This window comes from Myceligenerans xiligouense (genome assembly GCF_003814695.1).
GTDB classification, from domain to species: domain Bacteria; phylum Actinomycetota; class Actinomycetes; order Actinomycetales; family Cellulomonadaceae; genus Myceligenerans; species Myceligenerans xiligouense.
Map to the genome: position 1 here is coordinate 1,413,542 of NZ_RKQZ01000001.1, position 18,043 is coordinate 1,431,584.

Below are 18,043 nucleotides of genomic sequence, written 5' to 3' on the forward strand. Positions count from 1 at the left end.
ATGGGCATCGTCCTGGGCGCCAACCAGTACGGCAAGGCCGAGGTGCGGCTGGTCCGCGTGGATCGCGACACCCCGCGCCACCGCCTCACCGACCTGAGCGTCACGTCCCAGCTCCGCGGTGACTTCGCCGCGACGCACCTCGCCGGCGACAACAGCGGTGTCATCGCGACGGACACCCAGAAGAACACGATCTACGCGTTCGCGCGGGACGGGGTCGGTGCGCCCGAGTCCTTCCTCGCCCGGCTCGCGCGGCACTTCCTCGCGTATCCCCAGGTGACGGGCGGGCGCTGGGCCGCGGAGCAGTACGCGTGGGAACGCGTCGGGGCCGACGGCGCTGCCGGGCCGAGTTCTGCCGCGCCGTCCGGTCACGACCACTCCTTCGTCCGGCCCGGGAGCGGCCCCCGGACGGCGCTCGTCCACGCAGGCGCCCCAGACGACGGCGCCCCGCACCTCACCGTCCTGGCCGGCCTGCGCGACGTGACGCTGCTGAAGTCCACCGGCTCGGAGTTCCACGGCTTCCCCCGTGACCGCTACACGACGCTGCCCGAGGTCGCCGACCGGGTCCTCGCCACGGACCTGACGGCCTGGTGGCGCTACACGGACGACTTCGCGGCGGACGCTCTCGACGCGGGCGACCGTGGCGCCGCCTTCGACGCACGCTACGACGGTGTGCGCTCGATCCTGCTGGAGACGTTCGCCGGGCTGCACTCCCTCGCGCTCCAGCAGACCGTCTTCGCGATGGGCAGGGCGGTGCTGGAGGCACACCCCGAGATCGCCGAGATCCGGCTGAGCTGCCCCAACAACCACCACTTCCTCGTGGACCTGGAGCCGTTCGGCCTGGACAACCCCGGCGAGGTGTTCTTCGCCGCCGACCGCCCGTACGGCCTCATCGAGGCGGCGGTGACCCGGTCCGACGACGACGGTCCGGCCGGCCCCGAGCACCCGGTCTGGGCGACGATCGGCGGCTTCGTATGACGGGAAGCGGCGACCGGACGGTGACGGCCGACCAGGTCATGATCGACGGCCGGCTCCGGGCGGCCACGATCCGGGTCGAGGCCGGGCGCATCGCGGACGTCGTCGTGCACGGGGCGGGCGACACCGTCCCGCCGGTGACCGTCCCGTCGCCGGCGGTGGTGCTGCCCGGGGTGGTGGACACGCACGTGCACGTGAACGAGCCCGGCAGGACGAGCTGGGAAGGCTTCGCGTCGGCGAGCCGGGCGGCCGCGCTCGGCGGTGTCACCACGATCGTCGACATGCCGCTCAACTCGCTGCCGCCTACCACGTCCGTCGGCGCGCTCGAGGTCAAGCGTGACGCCGCTCGTGCCGTCGCGGACGCCGGCGAGCTCTCCTGCGACGTCGCCTTCTGGGGTGGCGCCGTCCCCGGCAACGTCTCCGGCCTCGAACCGCTCTGGGACGCCGGTGTCGTCGGGTTCAAGTGTTTCCTCGCCGACTCCGGGGTCCCCGAGTTCCCTCCGTTGGACCCTGGCGAGCTGCGTGCCGCCATGGCGGAGGTCGCCCGCTTCGGCGGCCGGATGGTCGTCCACGCCGAGGACCCCGGCGTGCTCGCCGCGGCCGCCCGGCCGCCGTCGTCCGCGTACGCCGACTTCCTGCTGTCCCGCCCCGACGACGCGGAGACGACGGCGGTGGCGCGGCTCCTGGACGTCGTGCGCGAGACGGGGACCCGCACCCACGTGCTGCACGTGTCCTCCGCCCGCGTCCTCGACCTGCTCGCACGGGCCAAGGGCGAGGGCCTGCCCGTCACCGCCGAGACCTGCCACCACTACCTCACCCTCGCCGGTGAGGACGTGCCCGACGGCGACCCCGCCTACAAGTGCTGCCCGCCGATCCGCGACCGGGCCAACCAGGACGCCCTCTGGGACGGGCTGCGGGACGGGCTCCTGGACATCGTGGTCAGCGACCACTCGCCCGCCACCGCCGACCAGAAATATGGTGCCAAGCCGGTCGGTGAGGTCGACCTCCAACGGGCGTGGGGTGGCGTGTCCGGGCTCCAGGCCGGCTGGACGGCCCTCGCCGCCGCGGCCCGGGAGCGCGAGGTGCCGCTGGCCGACGTCGTGCGCTGGACCGCGGAGAGGCCCGCGCGGCTCGCCGGGCTGGGCCGGGCCAAGGGCCGGATCGCCGTCGGGCAGGACGCCGACCTGATGGTCTACGACCCGGACGGGACCACGACGTTCCGTGCCGCCGGGATGGCCCACAAGAACCCCATCAGCGCCTACGACAGGATGACCGTCACCGGGCGGGTCGTGCGGGTGCTCCGGCATTCCGCGCCCGGCCGCCTGATCACCCGGGAGGAGACCGCATGACGTCCCAGATCGACCCGCCCCCGCGCCTCCTCATGGGCCCGGGCCCCGTGGACGCCGACCCCCGTGTGCTGCGCGCCATGGCCGCGTCCCTGGTGGGCCAGTTCGACCCGTTCATGACCGACACCATGACCGAGACGATGGGCCTGTGGCGGGAGGTCTGGCGCACCGTCAACGAGCAGACGTTCCTCGTGGACGGCACGTCGCGGGCCGGGATCGAGGCGGCCCTGGTGTCGCTGCTGGAGCCCGGGGACGACGTCGTCGTGCCGTCGTTCGGGCGGTTCGGGCACCTGCTCGCGGAGATCTCCGAGCGGGCGGGTGCCCGCGTGCACCCGGTCGAGGCGGAGTGGGGGAGCGTCGTCGACCCGGACCGGATCGCCGAGCTGGTGCGGCGGGTGCGGCCGCGGGTGATCGCCGTCGTGCACGGGGACACGTCCACGACGATGGCGCAGCCGCTCGACGCGCTCGGCGAGATCGCGCGCGCCCACGAGGCCCTGCTGTACGTGGACGCGACCGCGACCCTGGGCGGCAACGTCTTCGAGACCGACGCCTGGGGCATCGACGCCGCGACGGCAGGACTGCAGAAGTGCCTCGGCGGGCCGTCGGGCAGCGCGCCCGTCACCCTGTCGGAGCGTGCGGCCGCGCGCATCCGCTCGCGCCGGCACGTGGAGGCGGGCATCCGTGCCGCCGACGACGTCGAGCCGCCGGGCACGCGTATCGCGTCGAACTACCTCGACCTCGCGCAGATCATGGACTACTGGGGGCCGCGACGCCTCAACCACCACACCGAGGCCACGTCCATGCTGTACGCGGCCCGGGAGTGCGCCCGGCTGATCGGCGCCGAGGGCGTGGGCGCGCGGGCCGCCCGGCATGCCCGGCACGGCGCCGCGATGGTCGCCGGGGTGCGCGGGCTGGGGCTGGAGACGTTCGGCGACGACCGGTACCGGATGAACAACGTGGTCGCCGTGTACCTCCCGGAGCGGCTGCGCGCCGAGCCCGGAGCGGGCGACGCGGTGCGGGCCGCGCTCCTGGAGGACTTCGGCATCGAGATCGGCACGTCGTTCGGCCCGCTGCACGGGCAGGTGTGGCGCATCGGCGTGATGGGCACCGGCGCGCGGCGCGATGCCGTGCTCGCCACGCTCGCCGGGCTGGAGCACGTGCTGCGCCGGGCCGGGGTCGGGGTCCCGCCCGGTGGCGGCGTCGACGCCGCGCTGGCGGCGTACGCCGAGCGGTCCGACGACGGCGAGGGTGGCGGCGCGACGGCCGGCGTTCTCGCGGGCGCCGCCCTGCCCGGTGCCGGCGGCATGACGGACGACGACGGTGCCGGCGCCGCGGCGACCCACCGCGCCGGACAGGCTGACCTGGAGGAACCCGCATGACCTCCGCGCGCTGGGTGCTCGACCGCTGCGCCGACCTGACCCGCTTCTCCGCCGGCCCGGACCACCTCGAGCGCACCTACCTCACGCCCCAGCACGCGGCGGCGAACGCCACGGTCGCGGGCTGGATGCGGGCCGCGGGCCTGGACACGGAGACCGACGCGGCCGGAAACCTGTGGGGCCGCCGCGGCCTCGGGTCCGCCGCGCCCGCCGCGTTCCGGCAGAAGGCGGGTGCGCGGGGAGCCGCACTGGTGCTCGGCTCGCACCTCGACACCGTCCCGGACGCGGGAGCGTTCGACGGCCCGCTCGGGGTGGTGCTCGCGATCGCCGTCGCCGAACGGCTGCGTGACGCGCCACTGCCGTTCGCGCTGGAGGTCGTGGGCTTCTGGGACGAGGAGGGCACGCGTTTCGGCACCGCGCTCATGGGCAGCAGTGCCGTGGCCGGGCGCTGGGACGCGGCGTGGTGGGACCGGCAGGACGCCGACGGCGTCACGGTGCGTGAGGCGTTCGAGAGGTTCGGGCTCGCACCGGGCCGGGTCGGCGAGGCGGCCCGGCGTCCGGAGGACCTGGTGGGCTACCTGGAGGCGCACATCGAGCAGGGGCCTCGCCTGGAGGCTGCCGGGCTGCCGCTCGGGTACGTCACGTCGATCGCGGGCGCGCGGCGGTTCGTCCTGACCCTGACCGGCGAGGCCCGGCATGCCGGTGGCACGCCGTACGAGCGGCGCAAGGATGCCCTGGCCGCCGCGTCGGAGGTGATCCTGGCCGCCGAACGGCTCGCCCGGGAGGCCGGAGCCCTGGCGACCGTGGGGGACGTGCACGTGCACCCGGGCGCGGTCAACGTGATCCCCGGTCGGGTGGAGCTGACGCTCGACGTCCGCGCCCACGACGACGCCGGGCGCGACGCGCTCGTGACCGCCATCGAGGCGGCCGGCCGGGAGCACTGTGCCGGGCGCGGCGTCGCGTTCGACCTCGCGGAGACCCACCGTGCGCCGTCGGCCGTCTGCTCGGACCGCCTCAGCCGGGCGGTGTCCGCCGGAATCCGCGCCGCGCGGAGGGACGGACCCGGCGAGGACGCACCCGGCGGAGCCGCACCCGGCCAGGACGTCCCCGGGCTGTGGAGCCCGGCCGGGCACGACGCCATGGCGATGGCGGCGGTCACCGAGGTCGGCATGCTGTTCATCCGCTGCCACGACGGCATCAGCCACCACCCGGCGGAGTCGGTCCGCGAGGACGACGTCGCGGCCGCGCTGGACGCGTTCGAGGCGGCGGTGCTCGCCGTCGCGCGCGAGACGCGGGAGAGGACGGTCCGGTGACCCTCGAGAGTCGCGTCCGCGAGCGCTACGCGGACCTGTCCCCCCAGGAGGCCCGCGCCGCCGACCTGCTGCTGGAACGGATGTCGGAGCTCGCGGCCTACCGCGCCACGGAACTGGCGGAGCTCGCCGGGGTGTCGAAGGCGACGATGAGCCGGCTGGTGCGGCGCCTCGGCTACGAGGACTTCGAGGGGCTGCGCGAGCACCTGCGGGAGCAGCGCGGCCGAGGGCTCCCGGTGACGGTGACCCCGCCGGCCGGCCTCGCCTCGCGGCTCCAGCGGGAGACCGAGCACCTGCGCCGCGCCTACGCCGCGCTCGACGAGGCCGTGCTGGAGGGCGCCGCGGCGGCGCTCGCCGGGGCGCGCCGGGTGCTGGTGGTGGGGCGGCGGGGCAGTCACCCGGTGGCGGCCGAGCTGCGGCGCAACCTGGCGCAGGTGCGGCCGGGGGTGACCCTCGCGCCGTCGCCGGGCCAGTCGCTCGCGGAGGACCTGGTGGGTGCCACCCCGGACGACGTCGTCGTCATGGTGTCCTTCCGCCGGCATCCCGCCGGGACGGCGGCCGCCGTCGAACGACTCGTCGAGGCCGGTGTGCCGGTGCTGCTCCTGGCGGACCCCACCCTGCGCCGGCTCGCCGCGCGGGTGCACTGGTGGATCGAGTGTCCGGTGGGGTACGAGGGCGCGTTCGACTCGCACGCCGTCCCGATGAGTCTGGTGGCCGCGCTGTCCGACCTGGTGCTGGAGCGGACGGCGACGGGGGCGGCGCGGATCGCGGAGGTCGACGCCGTGTACGCCGAGCTGGGCGAACTGGACGAGGGCTGACGGGCGGGCGGACGCTGAGAGTGGACATCGCACGAGCAGGGCCGACACGAGGACTCCATGGACCTGGACATCGACGGCGTGCGCATCGCACGCGACCGCGCCGACCTGGCGCTGCGCCCGGGTGAGCGGCTGCTCGCCGGCGGGACGTTCCTGTACTCCGAGCCGGTGCCGGCCGGGGTGACGGCGCTCGTCGACCTGCTCGGGCTCGGCTGGGAGCCGTGGGTCCTGCCCGGTTCGGCCGGGGTGGTGGCCGGGCCGGAGGTGGCCGGGCCGGGGGCCGGGCGGCCGGAGGTGGCCGGGCCGGCGTCCACCGGGCTTGAGGTGGCCGCGACCTGCACGATCGCGACGCTGCGGGACCGGGCAGCGGCGGCGGCCGGGCAGTATCCGGGCCTGCGGCTCGTCGCCCCCTGCGTCTCGGCCTTCCAGCTGTCCTTCAAGGTGGCGCACACCGCGACGGTGGGCGGCAACGTGTGTCTCGCACTGCCGGCCGGACCGATGACGGCGCTCCTCGCCACCCTGGACGCCACGGCCGAGATCTGGACGCCGGACGGCGGGACGCGCGCGGAGCCGGTCGCGGACCTGATCACAGGCCCGGGGTCCACCACGCTGGCCGGCGGTGAGGTGCTGCGCGCCCTCCGGGTCCCGCGAGCGGGCCTCGAGGCGCGGACGGCGTCCCGGAAGCTCGGCCTGACGGCGCTCGGCCGCTCCGCGGTGCTGGTCACGGGCGCGGCGCCCGCAACGGTGGACACGGCTCGGATCGTCGTGACCGCCTCGGTGCCGCGGCCTCTCGTGATGCACGTCCCCGCCGGAGACCACGGCGCGCTCGACGACGCCCTGGACCGGGTCACCGACTGGTACGACGACCCCCACGGCGCCCCCGACTGGCGCGCCGCCATGACCCGCCGCCTGACCCACGAGGTCCTGGAGGAACTCTCATGACCACCGATCGGCTCCCACCGACGAACGGCCGACCATGAGGATCGACGGCGCCGAGACCACCGCCCCGCCCCGCCCCGGCCAGTGCCTCCGCACCTACCTGCGCGACCAGGGCGCTGCGGCGGTCAAGCGCGGCTGCGACGCCGGCGACTGCGGCGCCTGCACCGTGCTGCTCGACGGCGAGCCCGTGCACTCCTGCCTGATCCCCGCCCACCGCGCCACCTCGTCGGAGGTCACGACGGCCGCGGGCCTCGGCACGCCGGAGGAGCCGCACCCCGTCCAGCGGTGCTTCGCCCAGGCGGCGGGCTTCCAGTGCGGCTTCTGCACGCCCGGCATGGTGGTGACGGCCTCCGCCCTTCCCGGCGCGGACGACGCGGCCGACGTCGAGAAGTGGAAGGGAAACCTCTGCCGCTGCACCGGGTACCGCTCCATCCGCGACGCCCTGGCCGGCCGGGTCAACACCGTCGACCCGTCCGGGAGCGTCACCGGGGGAGGCGACGCGACGAGCGCGGCCTTCGGGCGGTCCGTGCGGGCACCCGCCGCCGCGCGAGTCGTCACCGGGCGCGAGCCCTACACCCTCGACGAGCCCGCACCGCCCGGCCTCCTGCATGTCGCGGTGCTCGGCAGCCCGCACGCCCACGCCCGGATCACCCGCATCTCCGCCGACGCCGCCCGCCGCGCACCCGGCGTGCACCTGGTCCTCACCCACGCCGACGTCCCGGACACCCTCTACTCCACCGGCCGCCACGAGCACCGCACCGACGACCCCGACGACACCCGCGTCCTCGACCCCGTGCTCCGCTTCCGCGGCCAGCGGGTCGCCGTCGCCGTCGCCGACTCCCCGCGCCAGGCGCGCGAGGCGCTGGCCCTCGTCGAGGCGGAGTACGAGATCCTCCCGGCCGTCTTCGACCCGGAGGAAGCCCGCCGGGCGGCCGACGGCCAGATCCCACCGGCCTCTGCGGGGCCCGGCGGGGCGCCGCCGGTCGCCATCGGCCCCGGCGAGGCTCTGCCGGGTGGTGGGGCGCCACCGGCCGCCGTCGGACACGGGACGGCGCCCGCACGGACCCCGGCCCCGCTGCTGCACGCGGACAAGGACCCCGTCGCCTCACGCATCGCCGACCCCGCCCGCAACGTCGTCGCGCAGGTGCACGAGGAGTACCCCGCCCGCGGCGCCGTCGACGCGGCCCTCGCCGCCTCCGCGCACACTGTCACGGGCACGTGGACGACGTCGCGCGTCGCGCACGCGAGCCTCGAGACGCACGCGGCCCGCGCCCACGTCGCGGCCGACGGCACGCTCGTCGTCCGCAGCTCCACCCAGGTTCCCTTCCTGGTCCGCGACGAGCTCGCCCGGCTGCTGGAACGCGACCCCACCACCGTGCGCGTCGTCGCTCCCCGCGTGGGCGGCGGTTTCGGCGGCAAGCAGGAGATGCTGCTGGAGGACGTCGTCGCGCTCGCGGCGCTGCGCACGGGCCGCCCCGTCCAGTGGGAGCCGAGCCGTGAGGAGGCCTTCGCCACCTTCCCCTGCCGCCACCCGATGCGCGTCACCGTCACCCTGGGGGCCGACGTCGAGGGCACTCTCACCGCCCTCGCCGTCGACGTGCTCTCCGACACCGGCGCCTACGGGAACCACGCGCCCGGCGTGCTGTTCCACGGGCTCAACGAGTCGGTGGCGGTCTACCGCGCCCCCGCCAAGCGGGTGGACGGCGAGGCCGTCTACACGAACAACCTGCCGTCGGGGGCGTTCCGCGGGTACGGGCTCGGCCAGATCCAGTTCGCCGTCGAGCAGGCCATGGACGAGCTGGCCGCACGCACGGGCCTGAGCCCGGCCGGTATCCGCCGCCGCAACGTGGTGCGCCCCGGCGACCCGTTCGTCACCGGCCACGTGGACGGCGGCGACCTGGAGTACGGGTCGTACGGCCTGGACCAGTGCCTCGACATCGTCGAGCGCGAGCTCCGCGCACCATTCCCCGCCCCGCGGGGCGCCGGTTCCGACCGGGTCACGGCCGACCACGCCGACCACGCCGACCACGCCATTTCTGTCGACCACGCCATTTCGGCCGATGGTGACGTCAACATCGCGCGAAATGGCGTGGTCGACAGAAATGGCGTGGTCGGCGCCGGGGAGCGGGTGGCGGGCGGAGGCGTCGAGGCGGGCGACGAGTGGAGTGTCGGGACCGGGATGGCACTCGCGATGATCGCCACGTTGCCGCCGCGCGGGCACCGGTCGCAGGCGCGCGTCGTGGCGTACCCCGACGGCACCTTCGCCGTCCACGTCGGGACGGCCGAGTTCGGGAACGGGACGTCGACGGCGCTCGTGCAGATCGCGGCGACGGAGCTCGGCGTCGCTCCCGGACAGGTGCGGCTGGTGCAGTCCGACACGGCGACCTCGGGATACGACACCGGAGCCTACGGGTCCGCCGGCACGGTCGTGGCCGGGCTGGTCGTGGCGCGAGCCGCCGCCGAGGTGCGGGAGAAGCTGGAAGCGGGCGGAACCGACGCAAGCGGGATCGCGGCTGCCGGCACCGACGCCGACGGGACCGCCGACACCGTTGCCAGCGGGACCGACTCCAGCGGGACCGGCTCTGTCGGCACCGACGCCGCCGGGATCGACGCTGCCGGGACCGGCGCCGCCGGGATCGACGCTGCCGGGACCGGCGCCGCCGGGATCGACGCTGCCGGGATCGTGGTCGAGGCGACCGCCTCGCACGACGGCACGCCGCGTTCCGTGGCGTTCAACGTGCACGGATTTCGGGTGGCGGTGCGGCGCGCGACCGGCGAGGTGCGCATCCTGCGCTCGGTGCACGCGGCCGACGCGGGCGTGGTCATCAATCCGGAGCAGTTGCGCGGCCAGATCGAGGGCGGCGTCGCGCAGGCGATCGGGTCGGCGCTGCAGGAGCGGCTGGAACTGTCGGACGGCACCGGTGACGTCCCCGCGGGCACCGTCCGCACGCGGACCCTCCGGAACTACCGGCTTCCCGCCATGGCCGACGTGCCCCGCACCGACGTGTTCTTCGCGGACACCGCCGACCGGCTCGGTGTGCGCGGCGCGAAGTCGATGAGTGAGGCGCCGTTCAACCCGGTGGCGCCCGCGCTGGCCAACGCCGTCGCCGACGCGACGGGCGTGCGCCCCCGCGAGATCCCGATGCAGCGCGACATCCTGTGGCGGCTGCTCAACAGCGAGGAGACATCATGACCAACGCCGCCGACGCCGACGACACCGCCGCCAACACCGCCGCAGCTGACGCCGCTGACACAGACGCCGCCGACGACGATCGCTGGCTGACCCGGGCCGTCCGGCTCGCCACCGCGAACGTCGCGGACGGGGGCGGGCCGTTCGGCGCGGTGGTGGTGCGCGACGGCGCCGAGGTCGCCTGCGGCGTCAACCGCGTCACCCGGGACCTCGACCCCACGGCGCACGCCGAGGTGGAGGCGATCCGAGCGGCCTGCCGGGCACTGGAGTCGCACTCGCTGGCCGGGGCGGTGCTGTACTCGTCCTGCGAACCCTGTCCGCTGTGTCTCACGGCCGGGTTGTGGGCCCGCGTGGACCGCGTCGTGTTCGCGGCCGACCGCAACGACGCCGCCGAGGCGGGATTCGACGACCGCGAGTTCTACGAACTGCTCGAACGGGACCGCGACACCTGGCCCAACCCGGTGGTCTCCCGCCGGATCGCGGCGGCAGGCGCCCCGTTCGAGGCGTGGCGATCGGCCGAGCACCGCGATCCGTACTGACGATCACGCCACCGACGGCCCGCCACCGGCGCTCCGCCACCGACGGCCCGCTACCGGCGCTCCGCCACCGACGGCCCGCTACCGGCGCTCCGCCACCGACGGCCCGCTACCGGCGCTCCGCCACCGACGGCCCGCTACCGGCGCTCCGCCACCGACGGCCCGCTACCGGCGCTCCGCCACCGGCGGCCTCGCGGTCGTCGGTCGCCACCGGAGAGCTCCTCCGCAGTAGCGTGGGCACCATGGTCGACGCGGTCGGGATCGTGCTCGCTGCCGGGGCCGGCGTCAGGTTCGGCGGGCCCAAGGCGCTCGCACGGGACGACGACGGGACGCCCTGGGTCGAGATCGCCTGCCGCACGCTGCTCGACGGCGGGTGCCAGGACGTCATCGTCACGCTCGGCGCCGGGGCGGACGAGGCCGGGCCGCTGGTGCCGGGCTGGGCCACGACCGCCGTCGTCCCCGACTGGGTGGACGGCGCGTCCGCGTCCCTCCGGGCAGGCCTGGCGGCCGCCGCCGGTACCAGCGCCGACGTCGCGGTGATCACGCTCGTCGACCTGCCGCACCTGCCGTCCGCGGCGGTCCGGCGGATGCTCGGGGCCGACGACGGCGCGGTGGGCGCCGGCACGCTGCGCCGCGCGGTCCACGACGGCCGGCCGGGGCATCCCGTCGTGGTCGGACGGCGGCACTGGGAACCGATCGCGAACTCCGTCACGGGCGACCTTGGCGCGGCCGGCTACCTGCGCGAGCATGCCGCCACCGCCGTCGACTGCACGGACCTGGGCGGCGGCGACGACGTGGACCGCCGGTGAGGACCTGCGCGGTGGGGGACCTCGGACGGCCGACGCCGCTACGCCGGCTTGACCGCGTCGATCGCCCCGCCGTAGCGACGGTCGCGCCTCGCGAACTCCTCGACCGCCTGCCACAGATGGCGACGGTCGACGTCGGGCCAGGCCTCCGGCAGGTAGATCATCTCGGCGTAGGCGGCCTGCCAGATCATGAAGTTGCTGGTCCGGTGCTCGCCCCCGGACCGCAGGAACAGGTCGACGTCGGGCGCGTCCGGTACGTACAGGTGCTGCTGCACGGTCTTCTCGCTGATCTTGCGCGGGTCCAGCCGGCCGGCGGCGACCTCGCGGGCGATGGACGCCGCGGCGTCGGCCAGCTCCGCGCGCCCGCCGTAGTTCATGCACATCGTCAGGGTGCAGCGATCGTTGTCGCGCGTCGCCTCCTCGCACCGCTCCAGCACCTTGATCACCGAGTTCCACAGCCGGGGCCGTCGCCCCGACCAGCGGATGCGCACGCCCCAGGACGCCATCGTCTCCAGTTGACGCTCCATCACCTCCTTGGTGAACCGCATGATGAAGGCGACCTCGTCGGGCGAGCGCTTCCAGTTCTCCGTCGAGAACGCGTACGCCGAGATGTGCTCGACCCCGAGCTCCACCGCGCCGGCGACGACGTCGAGCAGCGACCGCTCGCCCGCCTTGTGCCCCTCCGTGCGTGGCAGCCCGCGCGCGTTGGCCCAGCGGCCGTTGCCGTCCATCACCACGGCGACGTGCCGCGGCAGGAACTCCCGGGGGATCTGCGGGGCCCGCGCACCTGACGGGTGCGGGTAGGGCTCCGCGTACGAGCCGCGCGGGCTCGACTGCACGTCGGTCATGAGCGCTCGACCATCCTCAACGATCTCAGTGTCCTCTCCAGGTAGTACTGGCCGTATGCGGCCACCAGGCCGCTCGCCTCGTTCCGGTGCCGCGTCACGGCCGCGTCCGCGGTGTCCCAGTCACCCGACAGGAGCGCCGCCAACAGGGCGAACGTCTCGGGCGCGGGCGACGGCGACCCCGGCGGCCGGCAGCGCGGACACACCGCCCCGCCCTGCGCCACGTTGAACGCGGTGTGGGGACCGGGCTCGCCGCAGCGCGCGCAGTCGACCGACGACAGCGCCCAGCCCGCCACGGCCAGCGCCCGCAACAGGTAGGAGTCCAGGACCAGCCCCGCCGCGTGCTGCCGCTCGGCGAGGGCCCGCAGACCGCCCGCCAGCAGCCAGTACTGCTGCACCGCGGGCTCGTGCTCCTGGTCCACCAGCCTGTCGGCCGCCTCCAGCATCACGGTGCCGGCCGTGTAGAGCTCGTAGTCCTCGCAGATCCGCCGCGCGTAGGCGCCGACGGTCTCGACCTGCGTGACCGTGTCGAGCGTGCGGCCCGTGTGGAACTGCACGTCCACGGCCATGAACGGCTCCAGCCGCGCCCCGAACCGCGACGACGTCCGGCGCACCCCCCGCCCGACGGCACGCACCTTGCCCCGCTCGCGGGTCAGGAACGTGACGATCCGGTCCGCCTCACCCAGCTTCTGGGTGCGCAGCACGATCGCGTCGTCTCGGTACAGGGGCACAGGACCAGTGTCCCAGGTGTGACCGACAGTGGTGGACGACGACGGTCGTGGGTGGCAGCGTGGATGTGAACTGCTCCTGACCTCGCCCGATTTCGGTAGGATCGAAGGATCATGACCACCAAGAACCGCATCCTCTGTGCACTCCTGGGCGCGGGCGCAGTCAGCCTGACGTTCGTGATCATCTCCTGGGTCCCCGATGCCCTGACCTGGCTGCTCGGCGTGGGCGGGTCGGTGCTGTTCCTGGTCTCGCTCGCCATCCCCGGCCCCACCTACATGAAGCAGCCCCCGTGGCACTCGGTCACGATTCTCGACCGGGGCTACATGACCCCGGCGGAGGTGCACCAGATGCTCGGGATCTGGCTTCCCACGCAGAGCGAGCACCTCGAGGCGCGTGACGCGCAGTGGACGGTGGCCCGGCACGTGCCCAGGTGGCGCGGGGACCACGTGGTGCAGGTCCTCGACTACCGCGGCGTCGTGGCCGAGCGGAGGTTCGAGCCGCTGTCCGCGCTGCAGTGGGTGGGCGTGCACATCTTCCCGGTGTTCCTCGGGGTGGGCCTGGCGCTGCCGCTGCTGGCCGCGATCGGGTTCGGCACGTTCGGGAGCAACTGGCTCACGGCGCTGGTGCTGTTCGCGGTGTGGGGAGCGGTGGCGATGGCCGTGCGCGGGGCCCTGGATCGCTGGGTCATCCACCGGGTGGTCTGGGAGCCGGAGCTCACGCCCGACGGCACCCGCTTCGTCGAGCGCTGATCGTTCTCCCCGGAGCCTCGGGCGCTCCCCGTACATCGAGGCGGTGGGTCCTTGACGCGACCCACCGCCTCGACGCCCGCGGTCAGCCCAGCAGCTCGCCGAGGTTCTCGGCCAGGGCCGGGACGCCCTCGGGCCAGTCGTAGGACAGGGCGGTGGGCGGCGACACGGACGACACGTTGACCGTCCCGACCACCTGCGCCACCATGCCGTCGCGCAGCGCGGGCAACGCGCTGAGCTCCTTGCTGTCCGGCAGGGCCTCGGCCTGCTCCTCGGTGTACGTGTACGCGACCACGACGTCGGACTCGAGCTTGTCGAGCTCCTCGTAGGAGAGCGTGTAGAAGAAGTCCTCGCCGCCGGTCGGGTCGAGCTCGTCGACGGCCGGGGCGGTGGTGAAGCCGAGCTTCTCGAGGAACCCCGCGCGCGGATCGGACGAGTTGTACACGAAGATCTGGCCGTTCTGCGGGTCGTCCACGATCGCCGCGATCGTCTTGCCCTCGAACTCGGGGTGGTCGGCCGCGATGCCGGCCGCGTAGTCCTCGAACTCGGCGAGCACGTCCGCGCCGGCCTCGCTGCGGCCGAGGGCCTCGGCGGTCAGCGTGATGTTCTCGTCCCACGGGGTGGTCCACGGCGCCTCGGGGTAGGCGACCACCGGCGCGATCTCCTCGAGCAGCGCGTACTGCTCCTCCGTGAGGCCGGAGTAGGTGGCGATGATCAGGTCCGGGGCCGTCTCGGCGAACTGCTCGTACGGCACCTCCTCGCCGCCGGCCGAGTCGTCGAGGAGGACCGGCAGCTCCTCGCCGGCCTCCTCGTAGGCGGTCTCGACCCAGGGGAGCAGCGCGTCCTCGCCGACGGTCCAGATCTGCTCGGCGACCGCGACCGGGTAGACGCCCGAGGCGATCGCGGCCTCCGTGGAGCCCCAGCCCCAGGTGGCGACCCGGGTGGGCTCCTCCTCGATCGTCGTGGTGCCGAGGGCGTGCTCGATCGTGATCGGGAACTGGTCGGCGGTCTCCTCGGCCGCCGGGGCGGCGTCGTCCTCGGGGGACGACGACGCGCAGCCGGCCAGGGCGAGAGCGGACGCGGCCAGCAAGCCGGTCGCTGCGGTGAGGGTGCGGCGAACTCGCACGGGTCCTCCTTGGGTTTCCGGGCCCGACGACGCCGGGCTCACATGAGGGAAGCCTAACCTCACCCGTCCGCCTATTACGTCACGTCCGCATCACGAAATTCCGCACCGCCTGTGACATGCACCCCGCCGCTTCGCGGTCAGCCTGTGGTGTGGAAGCGGCCGCGGGGCACCACCATGGGGGTGCCGGAGACGGGATCCGGGACGACGTCGGAGTCCAGGTCGAACGCACCGTGGACGACATCGCTGGTCAGGACCTCACCCGGGTCGCCCTCGGCGACGATCCGCCCGGAGTTCATCACCACCAGGTGGTCGGAGTAGCGCGCCGCGAGGTTCAGCTCGTGCAGCACCATCGCCACCGTCGTGCCGCGCTCCCGGTTCAGCGACGTGAGCAGGTCCAGCAGGTCGAGCTGGTGACGCACGTCGAGGAACGTCGTCGGCTCGTCCAGGAGCACGATGCCGGTCTGCTGCGCCAGCACCATCGCGATCCACACGCGCTGGCGCTGGCCGCCGGACAGGTCCTGGACCGGGCGGTCGGCGAGATCCGCCACACCCGTCGCGGCGAGCGCGGAGGCGACCACGGCGTCGTCGTCGGACGAGTGCCGTCCGAACCAGCCCTGATGCGGGTACCGGCCGCGCGCGACGAGCTCGGCGACGCGAACGCCGTCGGGCGCGATCGACGACTGCGGCAGCATCCCGACCGCGCGCGCGAGCTCGCGTCGCGACATCGCCGACACGTCGCGGTCGCCGAGCAGCACCTTTCCGCCGGACAGCGGGTGCAGGCGTGCCATGCCGCGCAGCAGCGTGGACTTCCCGCACGCGTTGGGGCCCACGATCGCGGTGATCCTCCCCGCGGGGAGGCTGAGGTCGAGGCCGTCGATGACGGTACGGCCGTCGTAGCCCAGCACCACGCCCTCGGCGCGCAGGGTGGGGGACGTGCCGGCCGCCGGCCCGGCCGCGGACGCCGGGCCGATGTCGCCGAGCGACCGGGCTGCCGCGGCCGACCTGGCCGAACCGGCCGCGGCGGCCGGCCTGGCCGACCCGGCTGACCCGGCCGCGTCGCCCTGCCCGACGGCGGCGGTGGGTGTCGCGCCGTCTTCGGCGCGCAACGGGATGCTCTCGGAGCACGCCATCACCGGCGCTCCCTTCTCTCGTTCGTGGCCAGCAGCCACAGCAGGTACGGAGCGCCGACCAGGCCGGTCACGATGCCGACGGGTGCGGCCACGCCGAACACCTGGTGGTTGCCGATGAGGTCGGCCGCCAGGACCAGCAGGGCCCCGACGGCGGTGGAGGTCACGAGTGCGGGGCTGCCGTCGGACAGGAGCCGCCGCGCGATCGCCGGGGCGACGAGCGCCACGAACGCCACGGGGCCGGCGAACGAGGTGGCCAGCGCCACGAGTCCGACGGCGAGCAGCAGGGTGCCCACTCGTGCGGCGTCCACGTGCACGCCGAGGGCGCGGGCGTTGTCGTCGCCGAGCGCCAGCGGACCCTGCGTCCGGGCGACGGCCGCGACACCGAGCATGAGCACGAGGGCGCCGCCGGTGAGGATGCCGAGGTCCTCGCCGCGGACGTCGGCGACGGACCCCACCGTCCACAGCAGGGCGGAGGCGGCCTCGCGCTCCTCGGCCCGGGCGAGCAGCCACGTCATGAACGACTGGCACAGGTAGGCGAACCCGACGCCGACCAGCACGAACCGGATCGAGTGCAGCCCGCGGCGCCAGGCGAAGAACCAGATGGCCAGCGCGACGGCGAGCCCGCCGCCGAACGCCGACGCCGCCACCGCGATGCCGGCGAGGCCGAACGTCAGCAGCCCGCTGACCGCGCCGAGGCTCGCCCCGGCGGCGATGCCGAGAATGTCGGGGGAGGCGAGCGGGTTGCGCAGCGTCGACTGGAACAGCGCGCCGGCCAGCCCGAACATCGCGCCGACGAGGATCGCCGCCACGACGCGCGGCAGGCGCAGCCGCTGGACGATGAACAGGTCCCCGCCGTCGCCCTCGCCGAACGCGGCGAGCAGGGCGGTCCCGGGGGCGATCGTGGAGTCGCCGAGCATCAGGCCGAGCGTTCCCAGTGCGGCGAGCGCGGCGACGCATGTGGTCAGGACGATCCCGAGCCGGCGCCGGCGCGCGGTCCGCAGATGCCCGACGGCGTCGAGGAGGCCGGCGGAATCTGCGGAATCAGCGGTGGCGCCCTGCACGACGGGCGGGGTGTTCGTGGGGGAGGCGGTCACCGTCACACCCCCGCCAGGGAACGGCCGCGGGCGACGGCGACGAGCACGGGTGCGCCGATCGCCGCGGCGACGACGCCCGCCTCCAGTTCGGAGTGGGGCATGATGACGCGCCCGATCACGTCGGCGACCAGCAGGACGACGGGGCCGAGGAACAGGGCGACGGCCGTGATCCAGCGGTAGTCCGTGCCGACGAGGCGGCGCGCGGCGTGCGGGACGGCGAGGCCGATCAGTGCGATCGGGCCGACCAGGGCGGTCGCCGTGCCCGAGAGCATGACGATCGCCGCGCCGGAGACCGCCCGGGTGGTGCCGACGCGCTGGCCCAGGGCGGTCGCGACGTCGTCCCCGAGGGCGAGCATGTTCATGCGGTTCGCCATCGCGGCGGCCACGACGGCGCCGACGACGAGGAACGGCCACAGGTCGGCCAGGGCCGCGGAGCGCACGCCTGCGAGCGATCCGACCGCCCAGGTCCGGTAGAGGTTGAACGCCGTCGAACTCTGGATCAGCGTGATGGTGATCAGCGGCGTGAGCAACGCGGTCACGGTGGCGCCCACCAGTGCGAGCCGGACGGGGCGGCCGGCGCCGATCGAGAAGACGAGCAGGGCCGCCGCGGCGGCACCGGCGAAGGCGAACCAGATGAAGCCCAGCGGCGAGGACACGCCGAGCACGACGCTGGAGAGCACGATCGCCAGGCTCGCTCCGGCGTTCAGGCCCAGGAGCCCGGGATCGGCGATGGGGTTGCGGGTGACGCCCTGGACCAGGGTCCCGGCCAGGGCGAGGGCGGCGCCGGCGGTGATGCCGACGACGGTGCGCGGCAAGCGCTGCTCGACGACGACGCGGTGGTCCTGGTCGTCGGGCAGCGGGGCGCCCGTGGCCCAGCCGGTCAGGGCGTCCCACACGACCGCGGGGTTGATGTCGCGGACCCCGAGGGCGAGGCTCGCCAGCACGGTTGCTCCGAGGGCGGCGACCAGGCCGAGCAGGACCAGCGTCCTGCGGCGTCCTCGATCGGGGGTGCGGGTCACCTCACCGGCCAGGGCCGCCGTGGGTGAGGTAAGCATTGCCTAAGTCTGGCACATCGGAAGGGCG

The 18,043-nt window shown here is 74.7% G+C and carries 16 protein-coding genes; 10 read left to right on the forward strand and 6 right to left on the reverse strand.

Annotated features, from left to right (window positions below; genetic code table 11):
* From pucL to EDD34_RS06140, 9 genes are all read left to right on the forward strand, one after another.
* On the forward strand, positions 1–975 hold the full coding sequence (gene pucL / locus EDD34_RS06100; RefSeq protein ID WP_123813773.1) for a factor-independent urate hydroxylase: 975 nt from the start codon (positions 1–3) through the stop codon (positions 973–975).
* Complete coding sequence (allB, locus tag EDD34_RS06105) at positions 972–2,321, forward strand: allantoinase AllB (protein ID WP_123813774.1); 1,350 nt, start codon at positions 972–974, stop codon at positions 2,319–2,321. The genes pucL and allB overlap by 4 nt, the downstream gene beginning before the upstream one ends.
* A complete protein-coding gene (locus EDD34_RS06110) occupies positions 2,318–3,697 on the forward strand; it encodes a pyridoxal-phosphate-dependent aminotransferase family protein (protein ID WP_246012212.1) in 1,380 nt (459 codons plus the stop codon). The genes allB and EDD34_RS06110 overlap by 4 nt, the downstream gene beginning before the upstream one ends.
* Complete coding sequence (locus tag EDD34_RS06115; RefSeq protein ID WP_123813775.1) at positions 3,694–5,007, forward strand: Zn-dependent hydrolase; 1,314 nt, start codon at positions 3,694–3,696, stop codon at positions 5,005–5,007. The genes EDD34_RS06110 and EDD34_RS06115 overlap by 4 nt, the downstream gene beginning before the upstream one ends.
* Complete coding sequence (locus tag EDD34_RS06120) at positions 5,004–5,822, forward strand: MurR/RpiR family transcriptional regulator (protein WP_123813776.1); 819 nt, start codon at positions 5,004–5,006, stop codon at positions 5,820–5,822. The genes EDD34_RS06115 and EDD34_RS06120 overlap by 4 nt, the downstream gene beginning before the upstream one ends.
* Before the next feature lie 57 nt (positions 5,823–5,879).
* Positions 5,880–6,761: an FAD binding domain-containing protein gene (locus EDD34_RS06125; protein WP_123813777.1), complete on the forward strand. Its 882-nt coding sequence runs from the start codon at positions 5,880–5,882 to the stop codon at positions 6,759–6,761.
* Between the two features lie 34 nt (positions 6,762–6,795).
* Positions 6,796–9,951 (forward strand): molybdopterin-dependent oxidoreductase, encoded by a 3,156-nt coding sequence (locus EDD34_RS06130; protein ID WP_211341505.1) that lies wholly within the window; start codon positions 6,796–6,798, stop codon positions 9,949–9,951.
* Positions 9,948–10,487 carry a nucleoside deaminase gene (locus EDD34_RS06135; protein WP_123813778.1) on the forward strand — a complete coding sequence of 180 codons (540 nt, stop codon included), beginning with the start codon at positions 9,948–9,950 and terminating at the stop codon, positions 10,485–10,487. Before EDD34_RS06130 ends, EDD34_RS06135 begins: the two co-directional genes overlap by 4 nt.
* A gap of 239 nt (positions 10,488–10,726) precedes the next feature.
* A complete protein-coding gene (locus EDD34_RS06140; protein WP_123813779.1) occupies positions 10,727–11,293 on the forward strand; it encodes a nucleotidyltransferase family protein in 567 nt (188 codons plus the stop codon).
* Positions 11,294–11,331: 38 nt separating this feature from the next.
* On the opposite strand, the gene EDD34_RS06145 is transcribed toward EDD34_RS06140, so the two are convergent.
* Together EDD34_RS06145 and recO are read right to left on the reverse strand one after the other, a co-directional pair.
* The gene (locus EDD34_RS06145; RefSeq protein ID WP_123813780.1) at positions 11,332–12,138 is read right to left on the reverse strand and encodes an isoprenyl transferase; all 807 of its coding nucleotides are present in this window, start codon (positions 12,136–12,138) and stop codon (positions 11,332–11,334) included.
* Positions 12,135–12,866, reverse strand: a complete 732-nt coding sequence (gene recO, locus EDD34_RS06150) for a DNA repair protein RecO (RefSeq protein ID WP_123813781.1) — start codon at positions 12,864–12,866, stop codon at positions 12,135–12,137. Before recO ends, EDD34_RS06145 begins: the two co-directional genes overlap by 4 nt.
* 111 nt (positions 12,867–12,977) lie before the next feature.
* On the opposite strand from recO, the gene EDD34_RS06155 reads away from it, so the two are divergent.
* Positions 12,978–13,613, forward strand: a complete 636-nt coding sequence (locus EDD34_RS06155) for a hypothetical protein (RefSeq protein ID WP_123813782.1) — start codon at positions 12,978–12,980, stop codon at positions 13,611–13,613.
* An 82-nt stretch (positions 13,614–13,695) separates the two neighbouring features.
* Here EDD34_RS06155 and EDD34_RS06160 read toward each other — a convergent pair whose 3' ends face one another.
* The 4 genes from EDD34_RS06160 to EDD34_RS06175 all read right to left on the reverse strand — a co-directional run bounded on the left by EDD34_RS06160 (position 13,696) and on the right by EDD34_RS06175 (position 18,015).
* Entirely contained in the window at positions 13,696–14,736 is a 1,041-nt protein-coding gene (locus EDD34_RS06160; RefSeq protein ID WP_123813783.1) for an iron-siderophore ABC transporter substrate-binding protein, read from the reverse strand.
* A 137-nt stretch (positions 14,737–14,873) separates the two neighbouring features.
* Positions 14,874–15,866, reverse strand: a complete 993-nt coding sequence (locus EDD34_RS06165) for an ABC transporter ATP-binding protein (RefSeq protein ID WP_123813784.1) — start codon at positions 15,864–15,866, stop codon at positions 14,874–14,876.
* Positions 15,866–16,960 carry a FecCD family ABC transporter permease gene (locus tag EDD34_RS06170; RefSeq protein WP_246012213.1) on the reverse strand — a complete coding sequence of 365 codons (1,095 nt, stop codon included), beginning with the start codon at positions 16,958–16,960 and terminating at the stop codon, positions 15,866–15,868. Before EDD34_RS06170 ends, EDD34_RS06165 begins: the two co-directional genes overlap by 1 nt.
* Before the next feature lie 2 nt (positions 16,961–16,962).
* Positions 16,963–18,015 carry a FecCD family ABC transporter permease gene (locus tag EDD34_RS06175; protein ID WP_123813785.1) on the reverse strand — a complete coding sequence of 351 codons (1,053 nt, stop codon included), beginning with the start codon at positions 18,013–18,015 and terminating at the stop codon, positions 16,963–16,965.
* Between the last annotated feature and the right edge of the window lie 28 nt (positions 18,016–18,043).